This window comes from Labrenzia sp. 011 (assembly GCF_003075075.1).
Classification (GTDB): domain Bacteria; phylum Pseudomonadota; class Alphaproteobacteria; order Rhizobiales; family Stappiaceae; genus Roseibium.
The window spans coordinates 61,697-77,066 of record NZ_QCYM01000063.1 but is presented as its reverse complement, the minus strand read 5'-3'; the positions used below and the strand labels follow the sequence as shown (position 1 = coordinate 77,066).

Genomic DNA, 15,370 nt, shown 5'->3' with positions numbered 1-15,370 from the left:
TTACAATACCTTGCCCTTGAGCAGCCCGGTCGGGCGCACAAGCAGCATGAACAGCAAAATGGCAAATGCCATGGCGGCCTTGTATTCGCTCGGGATCACCAGAACCGACAGCTCCTCGGCAATACCGACGATCAACCCGCCCAGGACGGCACCTTCCACCCGGCCGACACCGCCGAGAATGGCGGCGGCGAACATCGGCAGCAGCATGTGCCAGCCCATCATGGACTTGATTTCCGTGTTGTAGCCCAGGAAAAAGCCGGAAGCGGCGCACAGTCCGCCCGCGATCACCCAGGTCAGCATCACGACCTTCCTGTTGTCGATGCCCGACAGCAGCGCCAGATTCGGGTTGTCGGACATGGCGCGCATCGCCTTGCCCCATTTAGACCTTGTCAGGAACAGCTGCAGGCCGCCGACCAGAAAGATCAGCGCGGCGACCGTATAGAGTTCCCGGTCACGGATGCGCAGGCCGAAATAGTCCTCCGGACGGACAATGCCGCGCGAATAGGTCTGCGTGTCGACGCCCCAGACGACCTGAACGACCGAGCGCAGCATCAGCGCGATGCCGAGGGATGCCATCACGGTGACGATCTTCGGACGGTCGCGCAAATGCTCGTAGAAGACCTTGTCGATGCCGACCGCGATGGCGGCGGTTACCAGAATGGCGATGGGCAGGGCCGCCAGCGGCGGAATGCCCATTCCGGTGACACAGGCCAGCGCGACAAAGGCGCCGAAGGTGGCCAGGTCGCCATGGGCCAGATGGGCATAGCGCAGGATCGCGAAGATCAGGGTGATGCCCACCGCGCCGAGCGCATAGATGGACCCGAGCACGATGCCGGGAATGACGTAGAAATTCAGAAGTTCGAAGAGTTCCATACCGTTCAGCCCCCCAGGAACATTTCGGCGACTTCACGGTCGGCCAGCAGATCCGCACCCGAACCTTCATGCCGATTGCGGCCGGCAGCCAGAACATAGCCCCGGTCGGCGAAGGCAAGCGCCTGCTTGGCATGCTGTTCTACCAGCAGGATCGCAACGCCGGTGTCGCGGACATCGCGGCAGATCTGGAAAATCTGCTCCATGTATTTGGGCGAAAGCCCGGCAGTCGGTTCATCCAGCAGCAGGAGCTTGGGGTCCAGCATCAGGGCACGGCCCATGGCAACCATCTGGCGCTGCCCGCCGGAAAGACTGCCGGCCGGCGTGCGGCGGCGCTCCTTCAGGTCCGGAAACAGCGTGTAGACCCGGTCATAGGCCGCAGACAGGTCGCCTTTCCTCAGAAATCCGCCCATCTCCAGGTTCTCGTGGATCGACATTTCCCGGAAGATGTTGTCGACCTGCGGCACGTAGCAGATGCCCCGCTGGACGATCCGGTTCGGGGCCCATCGGGTGATGTCGTCGCCGTCGAACAGCATCTTGCCGCTGCGGATCGACAACAGGCCGAAGACCGATTTCATCGCCGTGGACTTGCCGGCACCGTTCGGACCGACGATGGCAACGATCTCGTCCGCGTCCACATGCAGGGAAACATCCATCAGGATGTCCGCGTCGCCGTAACCACCGGTGAGGTCTTCCATCGACAGAAGCGCCGTCATGCCGCCGCTCCCGTGGTTTCTCCCAGGTAGGCTTCCAGCACCTGCGGATCGGAGCGCACGGTCTCGAAGTCTCCCTGGATCAGCACCCGTCCTTCGGCCATGCAGATGACCGGCGCACAGAGCTTTTCGATCATCTCCATGTCATGCTCGATGAGGATGAAGGTATATCCGCGCTCCTTGTTCAGGATCGCGATCTTGGTTTCCAGCTTGCGCAGCAGCGTCCTGTTGACTCCTGCGGCCGGTTCGTCCAGCAGCACCAGCTTGGCGTCGGTCATCATGGTGCGGCCGAGTTCCAGAAGCTTCTTCTGGCCGCCGGACAGGTTGCCCGCAGGATCGTGGGCGACATGGGTCAGTTCGAGAAACTCGAGGGTTTCATAGGCCTGCCGCTCCACATCGCGTTCGGCCGCGCTGACCCGCCCCCAGGCGAACCAGTTGGAAAACAGGCTCTCGCCGGGCTGGGACGGCGGCACCATCATCAGGTTTTCCAGCGTCGTGAGCTTGTGAAATTCGTGCGGGATCTGAAAGGTGCGCACCAGACCCTTGTGAAACAGCTGGTGACTTGCCAGTCCGGTGACGTCCTCGCCCAGAAACCGGATCCTGCCGCCGGTCGGGTGAAACGCCCCCGCGATCAGGTTGAACAGTGTGGTCTTGCCGGCCCCGTTGGGTCCGATCAGACCGGTGATGCTGCCTTTGTCGACACGAAAGGAACAGCCGTTCACCGCCCTGAACTGCCCGAAATCCATAACGAGCTGATCAAGCTCAAGCATTCAGTCTCCTCGCCGCCCCCCGGAAGCGGTCATTCTTCTTGCTTCTTACCTTGCTGCGGCAGCGTGCCTGTTTTCAGGCCAGGCGGAGAGGACCCGGAATGAGCCCCACCGGCACAGCTTCAAGACCTTCTAACTTCATTGACGGAGCAATCAACTCAAAATCACCGGGTTCAACAGCAGAAAGAGCAAGATTTTCCAGAATTCGCAATTCCCGGGAACGCGCGATCCTGTCCACCGGAAGCGTTGCCGCTGTTTCCAGGAAGACCGCCGGTCAGATGCTCCAGGACCGATACGCCCGGCATTGCCTTTCTTCGGGCACATTCCGCTGGGTAATTATCCGCTTCACTCACCTTCTCATCAGGAAATTCCAGATAACCTTCCCAAAACAACTATGATTTTTATTGCTATTTTTTACAATAAACATGATTTGATTTTAACCACCGCAGCCAATTCGGACTTTATTTTTACACGTCTTATGTTTTCACAATTGAAAATGAACGTAGATTTTACGAATATTACGACTCAGTGAGGTAGAGCACCCGGAAGCGGGTAGAAGACCGACCGGACATCGTCCCGACGGCACATCAGTATTGGAGGAGAAACTGCCGGACTTTCCAGATCTTTCCGGGAATGCGTACCGCGAGCCGGAAGGAAACCGCGAAGCGCAGTCTTTCCCATTCGCCGGCGGCAAGATCACACCCGAGCTCATAGCGTCGATTTATGACCGACTGGATACCGCCCTCTGGATCTTCGATATCGAAAACAAGCAGTACCTCTGGGCCAACCGGAAGACCCTTGAAATTACCGATGCCGCCAGCCTCGAAGAACTCTGCAGCAGGGATCTGGCCGCGGACATGTCTCCATCCGTGGAGGAACGTCTGCGCCAGTATCATCAGGACTTCTGCAAGCACAATTCAAGCTTTTCGGAAATCTGGACCATCTATCCGAAGGGGAAGCCGAAAGTCCTGCAGATGAAACTGAGCGGCATCGGACTGGCCGACGGCCGCACGGCCATGCTCTGCGAAGCCCGGGAACATCACGAACAGCAACCGGAGACCCTCCGAAGCGCGGAAGCCCTGCTTCATACAACCGTGATGATCTCCCTGTATTCCAAGGACGGTACTGCTCTTTACAGGAACACCGCCGCACGCGCGGTCTGCCCTGCACCCGACACCTCGTTTCATGACCATTTCGTCGATCGGCAGGATGCCCGCAAGTTCCTGGACCTCGGCGGACAGGATTGCGCGACGGGTGTCGTCGCCAGGATCCGGACGACTGCCGGACCGCGCTGGCACGAACTGACCGTGCGCCCCTGTCAGGATGCCGTGACCGGCCAGCCGGCCTATCTCGTCAGTGAGATCGACGTCACCGAGCTGCATGAAACCAAGGAACGGGCACAGTATCTTGCAAGCCACGACACGCTGACCGGCCTGTCCAACCGGACCTACCTGCAGGAAAGACTCACGCAGGTCCTGCAGACGGCAACGGAGCGCGGCCAGACAGCAACGCTTTATCTCGTGGATCTCGATGACTTCAAGATGGTCAACGATACCCTTGGCCATGCGGCGGGTGACGGCCTGCTGCAACTGGTCGCTGAAAAACTGAAACAGCTTGCGGAGCCGGAGGACATCGTCGCCCGGCTGGGCGGTGACGAATTTCTCATCTGCCACCTTGAAAAACCCGGCCTCGAGACCTCCGACTGGTTCGGCCGGGGGCTTCTGCAGGCCTTCTCGACGCCCCAGATGATCGACGGCAAGCCGAAACGTGTCGGGATCAGCATCGGCTATACCCATTTTCCGCAAGACGGCATCAGTATCGACCACCTCATGCGTCATGCCGATCTCGCGCTCTACCAGGCCAAGACCGACCCGACGAACAAATGTGTGCGCTTCCGGCAGCAGATGAAGCGGTTGCGGGACGAGCATCTGGCTATCAAGAAGGATCTTGAGCGCGCGATACAGGTCAACGAGTTCATGCTGAATTACCAGCCGTTCGCCTGCACCCGGAACGACAGGGTCATCGGAGCCGAAGCCCTGATACGCTGGCACCATCCCGAAAAAGGCCTCATCCATCCCAACGATTTCATCCCCGTGGCCGAGGAAACCGGTCTCATCAACCAGATCGGCCTGTGGGTCAGCCGCCATGTGGCCCAGATGCAGGCACGGCTCGCGCAGATGAATTACGATGTGCCGATTTCACTCAACGTTTCCCCGAGTCAGCTCTCCGACCCGCATTTCCTGACTCACATGCAGGCATTGCCCCGGGAGACCGGCTGCAATCCGGAAAGAATCTCGCTGGAACTGACAGAAAGCGTTCTCCTGGGAGATGTCCCCAACGCCCTCGATACCTTGCTTCTGCTGAAAAAGGCCGGATATCGGATCGTCATCGACGATTTCGGCGCCGGCTATTCCAACCTCGCCTATCTTCACCACTATCCCATCGACGGCATCAAGATCGACCGGGTCTTCATGGACGACATCGCCGCCGGCGGGGCGATCGTGAAACTGATCCTGTCCCTTGCCAATGCACTGGGGGCAGAAGTCATCGCCGAAGGCGTGGAGACGGTCGAACAGCGGGCGTGGCTATCGGAAAACGGCTGTCACCGGTTCCAGGGCTATCTGTATTCAAAGCCCGTTCCGGAAGAACGTTTCCTGTCGATGCTCGACACACAAATGCGGATCGCGGCTATGTGACATTGGCCCGGGTCCTGAACTCCGGGCGGTCCCAGCTGCCCGTTGCCAGGATATCCGCAAGGATCGCCGCCGCATCGACGATTTCCCCGTGCGACAGGTAGAGCGGGGCGAAGCCGAACCGCATCACGTCCGGGGCGCGAAAATCTCCGATTACACCCCTGGCGATCAGCGCCTGCATCACCGTATAGCCTTCCTCAAAGCGGAAGGAAACCTGGCTGCCGCGGGCCTGCGGATCGCGCGGGCTCACCAGTTCGAGCTGCGGACAGCGGGCTTCCACCTCGGCGATGAACAGTTCGCTGAGGGAAATGGACTTCCTGCGGATATCGGCCATGTCGACATCCTCGAAGACGTCGAGCGCGGCATGAAGGCCGGACAGTGACAGCACCGCAGGTGTCCCGACCGTCATCCGGCCCACACCGGAAACCGGACGGTAATCGAGATCGAAGGCGAAAGGTGCTTCGTGGCCCATCCAGCCGGTGAGCGGCGAGGTGACCTTGTCCAGATGTTCCGGCGCGACATACAGAAACGCCGGCGCACCGGGGCCGCCATTGAGATACTTGTAGCCGCATCCGACGGCAAAATCCGCCTTCGTCCCCGCAAGATCGACAGGAAGGGCTCCGGCGGAATGCGCCAGATCCCATATGGCGAGCGCCCCCGCCGCATGAGCCACCCGTGTCAGGTCCGCCATGTCGTGGAGGCGACCGGTGCGGTAGTCGACCTGGGTCAGCATGAGCACGGCCACATCTTCCGTGATCGCCGCCCGGACATCTTCCGGCGCGACCACCTTCAGTTCATGCCCCTTGGCAAGCAGCTCCTTCAGGCCGGAAGCGACATAAAGATCGGTGGGGAAATTTCCTGTGTCCGACAGGATGACCTTGCGCTGCGGGCGCAGGGCAAGCGCCGCCGACAGGACCTTGAAGACATTGACCGACGTGCTGTCGCAGGCAACGACCGTCCCGGCAGGCGCCCCGATCAGACGCGCGATGCGGTCCCCCGTACGTGTCGGCAAATCGATCCAGTCATGGGTGTTCCACGCCCGTATGAGGCTTGTCCCCCATTCCTGCGTCACCACTTCGGCAAGACGTGCCGGCACATGCCGGGGCAGCATCCCGAGGGAATTTCCATCCAGGTAGATCACTCCCTCGGGAATCCGGAAAGCATCTTTCCTGGACTTCAACACGTCCTGCGTGTCGGATGGATGCTGCGCAGTCATCGAGTTACTCCTGGCGGCCTGGGGCCGGGCGTCTGAAGGGAGCGGAAAGCTATCAAAACGTCATTTCGCAAACAACACTTCCGGCAGGGGTTTGTTTCCTTCCTGCGGGACCTATCCGGAAGGGACATTTCGGCGAATGTCGCAAATAACACAAAACTGCCCGTTTGAACGTCCGCGCGCCAACGACTATCTGTTACCCTGTATCGCGTGCTGACAGGATCAGCCCGGACGAAACAGGCAGTGCGGATCGAATGTTCATCAGTGTCTTCGACATATTCAAAATCGGTATAGGCCCCTCCAGCTCCCATACGGTCGGGCCCATGGTTGCGGTGCACCGCTATCTGGACCGGATCCGGGGCCTTGCCGGTGCGCAGGCACAGGCCGCCCGCCTGACCGTCACCCTGCACGGCTCTCTCGCCTTCACCGGCAAGGGCCACGCAACGGACAAGGCCGTCTGCCTGGGACTTCTGGGAGCAAGACCGGACAGTCTCGACCCCGATCAGGTCGACCCCATGCTCGACGCCCTGAGCGAGGAAAAACGACTGCGCATTCCCGGACTGCCCGAACTGGCTTTCGTTCCGGATCGGGACGTGATTTTCGACTACGGTCCGTCCCTGCCGCTGCATGCAAACGGCATGACCTTTGAACTTCTCGATGCGTCCGGCACCGCTATCGACAGCTTCGTCTATTATTCGATCGGCGGCGGCTTCGTTGTCAGCGAAGCGGAACTCACGAAAACCACCAATGAGCCGATTACCGAGCTCGCCCGGCAGGACGTCCCCTTCCCCTTCGCGTCCGCCAGCCAGATGCTGGCCATGGGCAAGGACTCCGGGCTTTCCGTCGCCGAAATGAAATTTCGGAACGAATGTGCCACCCAGTCCCCGGAAGAGGTTGAAGCGGGCATCGACAGGCTCTGGTCGGCGATGGATGCCTGCATCAATCGCGGCATCAGCCAGTCCGGTCAATTGCCCGGCGGTCTCAAGGTCAAGCGCCGCGCGGCGGACATCTACCAGCAACTCATTCACGAGGGCCGCGGCAATCCGCGCTTCGAGCATAATGTGGTCGACTGGCTCGGCGTCTATGCCATGGCGGTCAATGAGGAGAACGCCGCCGGGGGCCGGGTCGTCACCGCGCCGACCAACGGAGCGGCAGGGGTCATTCCGGCGGTGACCCGCTACTACCTCGACCATTGCAAGGGCGCCGATCAGGCCGGCATCCGCACCTTCCTGCTGACTGCCGCCGCCGTCGGCGGCATCATCAAGGCGAATGCGTCGATCTCGGGGGCGGAAGTCGGCTGCCAGGGCGAGGTCGGCTCGGCATCGGCCATGGCGGCGGCCGGTCTTTGCGCGGCGCTCGGTGGCAGCAACGAACAGATCGAGAATGCGGCCGAAATCGCCCTGGAACACCATCTCGGCATGACCTGCGATCCGATCGGCGGCCTTGTGCAGGTGCCCTGCATCGAGCGCAACGCCCTGGGCGCGGTGAAAGCCGTGACCGCCGCCTCTCTGGCCCTGCGCGGCGACGGTTCCCATTTCGTGCCGCTGGACGGCTGCATCGAGACCATGCGCCAGACCGGCATGGACATGATGGAGCAGTACAAGGAAACCTCCAAAGGCGGGCTGGCGGTCAATATCGTCGAATGCTGACGGACGGCCCTCCCGCTTAGAAACGGCTTGCCACAGCGGTCGCAATCACATCGGATTTCTCAGGGTGCCGGGCTGATCAGATCTGCTTCAGCCGGGTCTTGTGGGCATGGGCGATGTGCCTGCGGGCAGCGGTCTCGGCCGCTGCGCTGTCGCCGCCGGCAATCGCGTCGACAATCGCCGCATGTTCCTCCACCGCCGTCTCGCGCCGTTCCGGCGTGTCCAGGGTCGTGCCGGCCATGAGGATCAGCGACAGGCGCAGATGGTCGATCTGGTCGACCAGATAGCGGTTGTGCGAGGCCAGGCAGAGGCGCCGGTGGAACTCCCTGTTGGAGCGTACAAGGCTGTCCTTGTCGGCAATGCGCTGGCGGTCGGCCGTCACCAGATCCTGCAGGATCTCGATTTCCGGCTTGGAGGCATGCTTGGCGGCAAGGCCGGCGGCCGTTCCCTCCAGTATTTCGCGCATGAAATAGACTTCGTTGATCTGTCCGTGATCTAGTGTCGGGATCACCATGCCCCGATTGGGCTCGTGAACGGCAAGCCCCTGCGCTTCCAGCCGCTTCAGCCCCTCGCGGATCGGTGTTCTGGACACACCGAACTCTTCCGCCAGATCCGCCTCGCGCAGACGGTCACCGGGTTTGAGCACCCGTTCCTCGATAAGCCCGATCAGCCGCCGGTAGATTTCAGATCCGTTCATGAAGTCTGGTTAGCGGCAAGACGGGCTTTGCGCAAGGGAGGAGGCCAGGACAGCGGATCAACGGAGGCACCGCTCCGACCGGGACGAGCCCGGGCCGGCTCCTACGGCTAATGCAGCCGCACACCCTGACGCTTCAGCTCCGCCTGCAGCAGCGCAATATCCATCGCCTCCAGATCCAGTCCATGCCTGACCGACAGCGCTGCGGCGACACCCGCCCCCTGGCCGGTGACGGTGCAGCACATCATGTTGCGGGTGGCGGCGTGACTGACCCTGTCACCACCGGTGGCGCGGCCGGCGACGAGCAGGTTCTTCACGCCCCTGGGCAGCATCGTCCTGTAGGGAAGCTGAAAGTAGCGGCCCGTTGTCGGCAGGATCAGGATACCATAGCCGTCGATGAATTCCGGGAAGATGCCGACGCTGTCCTCGAAGCGGCCCTCGCCGCGGACATCTTCTGCGGTCATATCGTAGGCGGCGAGGATCTTGCGGGTGTCCCGGATTCCGATGGTCATGCCGAAATTGCGCAGCTTGGCCGTGTCGCAACCGGGCTGAAAACGCTTCAGCGCCTCCACCGCCAGCATCGCCTGGCGCCGCCCCTCGATCTCGTTTCGGGTCATGGACCCGGGATCGGTGCCGTCGCATTCGGGCAGATGCACCAGGTTGAGATAGGTGAGGTCGCCACTGTCATAGACCGCGCCCCAGGTGCCGGAAATCGTCTGCAGGGCTGCCGGGATCATCCCCGCTGCCATGGCCTGTTCGAACGGCTTGCGCAGGAAGGGGGAGAACATCGTGTCTTCCTTGCCGGTGGTCTCCACCGACCATTCGCCGCTTTCCCAGTCCTTGTAGGTCTGCGGATCCGCCTTGACCGCCTCGATGAACTTGCGCTTGTCGACACCGGTCATGGAAAACATGACAGAGGCCGCCTGCATCTCCTCCACCGGAGTCTTCCGGGTCGCGGCCCCGGCCCGACAGGCCACATCCGCATCGCCCGTGGCATCGATCACCTTGCGTGCCAGGATCGCCTCGCGGCCAGCCTTGCTCTCGGTGATGATGCCGCGAACGGCCTCGCCTTCCATGATCGGCGCGGCGAAGGCGCGATGCAGCATGGGGTGGATGCCGGCTTCCTCGACCAGATTGTCGGCGACCAGCTTGAAGCCTTCCGCGTCGATGGCATGACTGTCCGACTGCGGTTCGGGGGTGGCGGCGCCCGCGGCGCGGGCGCGGTCCTCGAACTCGCGGCCGACGCCTTCCGTGTCGATGGTCTTCTCGTGACGGTACCAGGCGAATCCCTCGACGCCGACGGCGGTGATATTGCCGCCGAAACAGCCGAACCGCTCGACCAGGGTCACGTCGACACCGGCGCGCGCCGCTCCCAGGGCCGCTGCCAGCCCCCCGGGTCCGGAGCCGACGACAAGCACGTCGGTTTCGTGGATGACATCGATTTCGCGGGCAGGCTCGAGTATTTTCTTCACGCTTCCTCTTGGAAGTTGGTCAGGACCGGACGGTCACACGCCGGGTGCATAAAGCCGTCCGCCGGTCACCGGGCGGGACGTACCGGTGGTGTCCGGGAAGGTTGTCGGCAATCCGGCCTTCAGCCGCGCGCCCAGAAACGCCATCGCCTGTGCTTCAAGCGCATCGCCGTCGATCCTGAACCTGTCCGTCGAGACAACCTCTCCCGAGAGACGATCCGCCAGCGCGCCCATAAGCACCGGGTTGAGGCGACCACCGCCGCAGACCAGCCACAGCCCCGGGTGCCGCGGCAGAAGCTCTTCGGCCCTGGCGATGGTTCCGGCGGTAAAGGCAAGCAGGGTGGCTGCACCGTCCTCAAGGGAAAGCCCTTCGGCGAACTCGGCAGAGAAGCTGTAGCGGTCGAGGGATTTCGGTCCCGGTTCCGCCAGGAACGGATGGCTCAGGGCCTCGTTCAGACGCTGCTCATCCACGCCCCCTGCGGCGGACAATTTGCCCCCGGCATCGAAATCTCCCGCCCCGTGCCGTCTGACCCAGTCGTCCAGCAGCGCGTTTCCCGGGCCGGTATCGAAGGCCAGCAGGCGATCCCCGTCGATATAGGTCAGATTGGACACGCCACCGATATTGAGAAAGCACAGCGGCTCCCGGTCCTTTCCCACGAGCGATCTGGCAAGTGCCTGATGATAGACAGGAACCAGCGGCGCGCCCTGCCCGCCGGCAGCCATATCCGCCAGCCGGACATCGCCGATCACCGGCAGGCCCAGCGCATCGGCAAGCGCCTGCGGGTCGCCGAGCTGGACGGTCTCTCCCGCCGCCGGATCGTGCCAGACCGTCTGGCCGTGAAAGACGACAGCGTCGGGAGACAGGCCGTGTGTGTCCAGATAGCTGCGGAGGGCGGCAAGGTGGTCCCGGGTGACGGCACGCGCCAGATCGGGCCAGTCCTCGCGCCGCGCCCCCTTCGCAGCCGCCGCCTCCAGCACCCGCCGCCTGGTCTCGGGACGATAGGCCACCGTCTCCGCCGGGCCGAAGCGCGCGACCGTCCTGCCGTCCGTTGCGATTTCGGCAAGGTCGATACCGTCGGCGGATGTGCCGCTGATGGTGCCGACGACAGACCAGGTCGTCACAGGCTTCTGGCCACGGCGTCGAGGCTCGCCTGAGCGATATCGAACATCTCGTTGATCTCGGCCTCGGTGATGATCAGCGGCGGGCAGAAGGCCATTGCATCCAGCATGTTGCGGGAGATCAGGCCGTTTTCCTGGAAGCTCGCGTTGGCTGTCGCCCCCAGTGCGCCCGGTGTCGGGGCAAGGGCCTCATGGAACAGTTCCGCCGCACCGATCAGACCGATGCCGCGGGTCTCGACCACCAGCGAATTTTCCGCCAGCCCGTCGAGCCGTTTCCGGAAAAGCGGCGCGACGGCCTTCACGTTGCCGACCAGGTCGCGCTCCTCGATGATCTTCAGGTTTTCCAGTGCGACGGCCGCCGCCACCGGATGACCGCTGCCGGTGTAGCCATGTCCCAGAACCCCGATCCTGTGGGATTCGTCGGCAATCGGCTGGTAGACATCGTCATTGATCAAAAGCGCCGAGATCGGCTGATAGGAGGAGGAAAGCGCCTTGGACAGGGTCATCATGTCCGGCTGTAGATCGTAGGTCTGGGTGCCGAACATGTTGCCCGTGCGCCCGAATCCGCAGATCACTTCATCGGCGACGAAGAGAATGCCGTATTTCTTCAGCACCGGCTGCACCGCCTGCCAGTAGCCGTCCGGCGGCACGATCACGCCGCCAGCGCCCATCACCGGCTCGGCAAAGAAGGCCGCGATCGTGTCCGGCCCCTCGGCGAGGATCATGTCCTCCAGATCCTGCGCGCAGCGTTTGGCAAAATCCGCCTCGCTTTCGCCCTCCTTTTTCATGGAGCGGTAATGCGGGCAGGTGGTGTGCAGGATCTGCGGGATCGGCAGGTCGAAGGAGCGGTGGTTGTTCGGCAGGCCTGTCAGGCTGGCCGAGGCGAGGGTGACGCCGTGATAGCCGCGGACACGGGAAATGATCTTCTTGCGCTGCGGCTGACCGAGGGCATTGGACCGGTACCAGATCAGCTTGATCGCCGTGTCGTTGGCCTCGGATCCGGAGTTGGTGAAATAGACCTTCGACATGGGCACGGGCGCCATCTCGATCAGTTTCTCCGCCAACTCGATCGACGGCCCGTGGGTCTTGTAGGTGAAAGTATGATAATAGGGCAGCTTCTCCATCTGCCGGGCCGCCGCATCGACAAGGCGCTTTTCGCCGAAGCCGACGGCAACGCTCCACAGACCGGCCATGCCTTCGATATAGCGTTTGCCGTGGATATCCGAGACATAGATCCCCTCGCCCCTGTCGATCACCAGCGCGCCGGTTTCCTCCTGGCGGCGCGCGTCGGCGTAGGAGTGAAGCTGGGCCGCGCTGTCGCGGGCTTCGAGGGAATTGGGGAGCTGCGCCATGAAACGCCTCATCTTGATAACAGGTGGGATTGTGCTGCGGACGGCGAGAGGAACCCGCCGCGCCGGTTCGGCCCACGCTAGCGGCGTGGAAACCTCATGACAATCGGGATTTCGCTTTCCGCCCCCCATCCGGGTGAACGGGATGTGCCAAGCGGCCTCAGCTCAGGTCTCTGTCCTCATGCGCATTCAAAATGCTCTCATAGTAAACTTCCGGTTCCGGACCCACGACCGCCTCGAAATCGGGGCCCCAGTTCTTTCGAATACGCGCGATCCGTCTGCGAAGATACAGCTCCCAGCTGGAGGAAACGCCACTGCGCCTGATGTCGTCGGGAGCCGGGAGAGTTTCAAAAAAATGTCCTTCGCTTCGAAGTGCCGTAAACAATCGGGGTGGACAGACCACCACCACCGTCTCGAAACCGCTCAGATGGGCGAGCTTTTTCGAAAGTTCCGCGGACAGATGTTCCGCTGTCTCGTCGAGCGCCCAGATCAGGGCGACGCTGCCGCGTTTGCGCTGACTGGTCAGCAGGACGGCATCGGGTTTGTCGGCGCGCCGGAGAACACGAAGACCGCGCAGGGCATATCTGAGCCCGATGGTTTGCAGATGCCGCCTCATCGTTCAGGCACCTGAAAGGAGTCCGGAAGCCGGGCCTGTATCCGCAACTGGCGGGCGATTTGCGAGGCACCGTCCCAGCAACCGGTCTTTCGTCCGCAGGCCAGCGACAATGTCTGCCGAACCTCGGGATCGAGCAATTTTCGAAGCTGTGTTTCAATCTCGTAGGGGTCGTCTGCCGTGCTTGCCAGATTCCATCCGGCGCGCGCGCCATGCAGGGCTCTCGCGTCCTGATCGTCGGTTTCGGGATTGCTGTTGGGGATGAATAGCGTCGGCAGCGCGGCGGCGATGTTTTCATGAAACGTATTATATCCGGCAGCGCAGACAGCGAAGTCGAACGCTTTCAGATAACGGCCGAGCGGGAAAAGCCGACGCAGAAGGAAACGCTCATGAATATCGGCATGACCGGTCGCATGCAGCGGCGACCTGACATCGACAGCAATCACCTCCGGATGCCTGTCAAGAAAGTCGAACAGAAGTTCCCTGGGAAGGGACATGTCGAAATTGGCTTCCGCCCCGAGCTGCACCAGACACAATGTTGCGTTCTCCGGCAGTTCGAGCGCGCGCCTGGCAGCGGTCTTGTCGAGGAGCTGGTGCGGCTGGGTCATCAGGACCGGGTTTACCCTGGCAACATTGTCCGGATTCACGCTCGAATATCCGAGGTCCAAAGCTTCACAGAGTTCTCCGGGCTCGATTATGACATCGAAAGCCCCTTCCCGGGCGATGCTTTCGGGCTGCGGCGTGCGCCACAGCCCCCGCCGGATCCAGGCGCAATAGCTTTTGCCGTAGGAATCCAGGGCATCGGTGAAGCCGCTGTAGGGCATGTTGCCGTCGAACAGGACCAGGGCCGGCCTGTAGTGACTGAGCGCCTCGCGCATTTCCTGAAAGAAAAAGCCATTCCACTCCTCGACATCCAGCTGCAGCCTGCGATGGAAGGGGCGGAATTCGGCCAGATACCCCATGGACCGGGCGACCTCGATCGCTTCCGAAAGCGAAAAGAAAACCACATTGACGGCAGGTCCGAGCGCTTCGGCTATGGCAATCTGGCGGGTCAGGTGGCCCAGGCCGATGCCGTTGGAGGTCACCGACAGTACAACAGGCTTCTCCGATGTTTCGCGCTTCACCGGACTTGCGGGTGACGAAACCCGGGGCGCTTCGGCAACGTTTTCAAACTTCCTTGCGAACTGATCCAGCGCGAAACGGGACACGACATGGTCCCGCGCTCTTGAGGACGCCTCTTCGCGGAGCGCCCGGTCGGAGCGAAGTCGGTCGTAGAGCTGCGGCGCCTCTTCAGGGTCTGCGTAAAAGCAGGCGTCTGAGAAGGTCTCGTTCATGTAATGCGGCACCACACAGGGCAGTCCGGTCGCGAGTGCTTCGAGCACATTGTAGCCGAAGGCTTCAATCCAGGTGTCCGAGTGAAAATAGCTGTAGATGTCCAGGCTGCGCAGGAACTCGGACACCGGCCAGGACGAGAAGGGATAAATCTGCCAGTTCGACGGCAGTGTCTCGAATTCGTCGAGAAAGTCCTGGGGCACGCCCATCATCAGATGGTTGAAATCCGGGCCGCGCGGATAGCATGCCAGGGTGACCTGCGGAGAGGGAAACTTGTCCCGGGACGGTCGACTGTGCCGGCCGATCGTTACCGGCCCCTTCACCTCTCCCGTCCGCTTTTGCGGAAAGTCCGCCGGATCGATCAGGTTGGTCCAGTTACAGGGGTGAAGCGCATGGGAAAGATCCTGCCGCGCAAGATCCCTGCGGACGACGTCGCTGACCGGCAGCAGCCGCAGGTCCTGGGCGAACCAGTCGGCCGCCAGTCCGGCCCAGGTCCCCGTCCGGTAATAGGAACGTCCTCTGCGGTCCCGCGTCGGCTGATGGACCACAACATAGAAAACATCCGCGTCGAATCCGGCATGCACATGCACCGTCCTGTCCAGCAGGGAGGGATGATACAGAAGAGCGACCCGGGCCCTCGGTCGTTCGTTTTGCGGAACGATCACCGTGCCGGTCGCCTGAATTTCAGCGAGCAACGCGGAATTCGGAACGAGGCTTCTGGGAAACAGGGGTGATGACAGCGGCACAATCCCGGCCCTGAGCCCCGCCAGCCTGCAGGCTCTCAGGTCGTATCTGAGTGATGTGGCCGTACCGCCCGGAAAGCGCAGGTCTGCCAGATAAAGGACGTCCAGTTCCATAGTCTGCCCTTGCCGAGAAAACGGTTTCCGGTCCG

The 15,370-nt window shown here is 62.0% G+C and carries 12 protein-coding genes; 2 read left to right on the top strand and 10 right to left on the bottom strand.

What is annotated here, in order from left to right:
- The 3 genes from DCO57_RS22575 to DCO57_RS22565 are packed head-to-tail and all read right to left on the bottom strand — an operon-like array spanning position 1 to position 2,353.
- Complete coding sequence (locus DCO57_RS22575; protein ID WP_116701162.1) at positions 1 to 873, bottom strand: branched-chain amino acid ABC transporter permease; 873 nt, start codon at positions 871 to 873, stop codon at positions 1 to 3.
- A 5-nt stretch (positions 874 to 878) separates the two neighbouring features.
- Positions 879 to 1,586, bottom strand: a complete 708-nt coding sequence (locus DCO57_RS22570; protein ID WP_116701161.1) for an ABC transporter ATP-binding protein — start codon at positions 1,584 to 1,586, stop codon at positions 879 to 881.
- Complete coding sequence (locus tag DCO57_RS22565) at positions 1,583 to 2,353, bottom strand: ABC transporter ATP-binding protein (RefSeq protein ID WP_116701160.1); 771 nt, start codon at positions 2,351 to 2,353, stop codon at positions 1,583 to 1,585. The genes DCO57_RS22570 and DCO57_RS22565 overlap by 4 nt, the downstream gene beginning before the upstream one ends.
- Positions 2,354 to 2,943: 590 nt before the next feature.
- Here DCO57_RS22565 and DCO57_RS22560 point away from each other — a divergent pair.
- Positions 2,944 to 5,046 (top strand): EAL domain-containing protein, encoded by a 2,103-nt coding sequence (locus DCO57_RS22560; RefSeq protein ID WP_208978094.1) that lies wholly within the window; start codon positions 2,944 to 2,946, stop codon positions 5,044 to 5,046.
- Here the strand turns inward: DCO57_RS22560 and kynU are convergent.
- The gene (gene kynU, locus DCO57_RS22555; RefSeq protein ID WP_116701159.1) at positions 5,039 to 6,259 is read right to left on the bottom strand and encodes a kynureninase; all 1,221 of its coding nucleotides are present in this window, start codon (positions 6,257 to 6,259) and stop codon (positions 5,039 to 5,041) included. The genes DCO57_RS22560 and kynU overlap by 8 nt on opposite strands.
- Positions 6,260 to 6,510: 251 nt before the next feature.
- On the opposite strand from kynU, the gene DCO57_RS22550 reads away from it, so the two are divergent.
- On the top strand, positions 6,511 to 7,905 hold the full coding sequence (locus DCO57_RS22550) for an L-serine ammonia-lyase (protein WP_116701158.1): 1,395 nt from the start codon (positions 6,511 to 6,513) through the stop codon (positions 7,903 to 7,905).
- Between the two features lie 76 nt (positions 7,906 to 7,981).
- Here the strand turns inward: DCO57_RS22550 and DCO57_RS22545 are convergent, their stop codons facing one another.
- The 6 genes from DCO57_RS22545 to DCO57_RS22520 all read right to left on the bottom strand — a co-directional run bounded on the left by DCO57_RS22545 (position 7,982) and on the right by DCO57_RS22520 (position 15,335).
- A complete protein-coding gene (locus DCO57_RS22545) occupies positions 7,982 to 8,599 on the bottom strand; it encodes a GntR family transcriptional regulator (RefSeq protein WP_116701157.1) in 618 nt (205 codons plus the stop codon).
- Positions 8,600 to 8,706: 107 nt separating this feature from the next.
- Positions 8,707 to 10,068 carry an FAD-dependent oxidoreductase gene (locus DCO57_RS22540; protein ID WP_116701156.1) on the bottom strand — a complete coding sequence of 454 codons (1,362 nt, stop codon included), beginning with the start codon at positions 10,066 to 10,068 and terminating at the stop codon, positions 8,707 to 8,709.
- A gap of 33 nt (positions 10,069 to 10,101) precedes the next feature.
- The gene (locus tag DCO57_RS22535; protein WP_116701155.1) at positions 10,102 to 11,187 is read right to left on the bottom strand and encodes an anhydro-N-acetylmuramic acid kinase; all 1,086 of its coding nucleotides are present in this window, start codon (positions 11,185 to 11,187) and stop codon (positions 10,102 to 10,104) included.
- Positions 11,184 to 12,536: an aspartate aminotransferase family protein gene (locus DCO57_RS22530; RefSeq protein ID WP_116701154.1), complete on the bottom strand. Its 1,353-nt coding sequence runs from the start codon at positions 12,534 to 12,536 to the stop codon at positions 11,184 to 11,186. The genes DCO57_RS22535 and DCO57_RS22530 overlap by 4 nt, the downstream gene beginning before the upstream one ends.
- 157 nt (positions 12,537 to 12,693) lie before the next feature.
- Complete coding sequence (locus DCO57_RS22525; RefSeq protein ID WP_116701153.1) at positions 12,694 to 13,149, bottom strand: hypothetical protein; 456 nt, start codon at positions 13,147 to 13,149, stop codon at positions 12,694 to 12,696.
- Positions 13,146 to 15,335 (bottom strand): glycosyltransferase, encoded by a 2,190-nt coding sequence (locus DCO57_RS22520; protein WP_116701152.1) that lies wholly within the window; start codon positions 15,333 to 15,335, stop codon positions 13,146 to 13,148. Before DCO57_RS22520 ends, DCO57_RS22525 begins: the two co-directional genes overlap by 4 nt.
- Positions 15,336 to 15,370 lie beyond the last annotated feature (35 nt).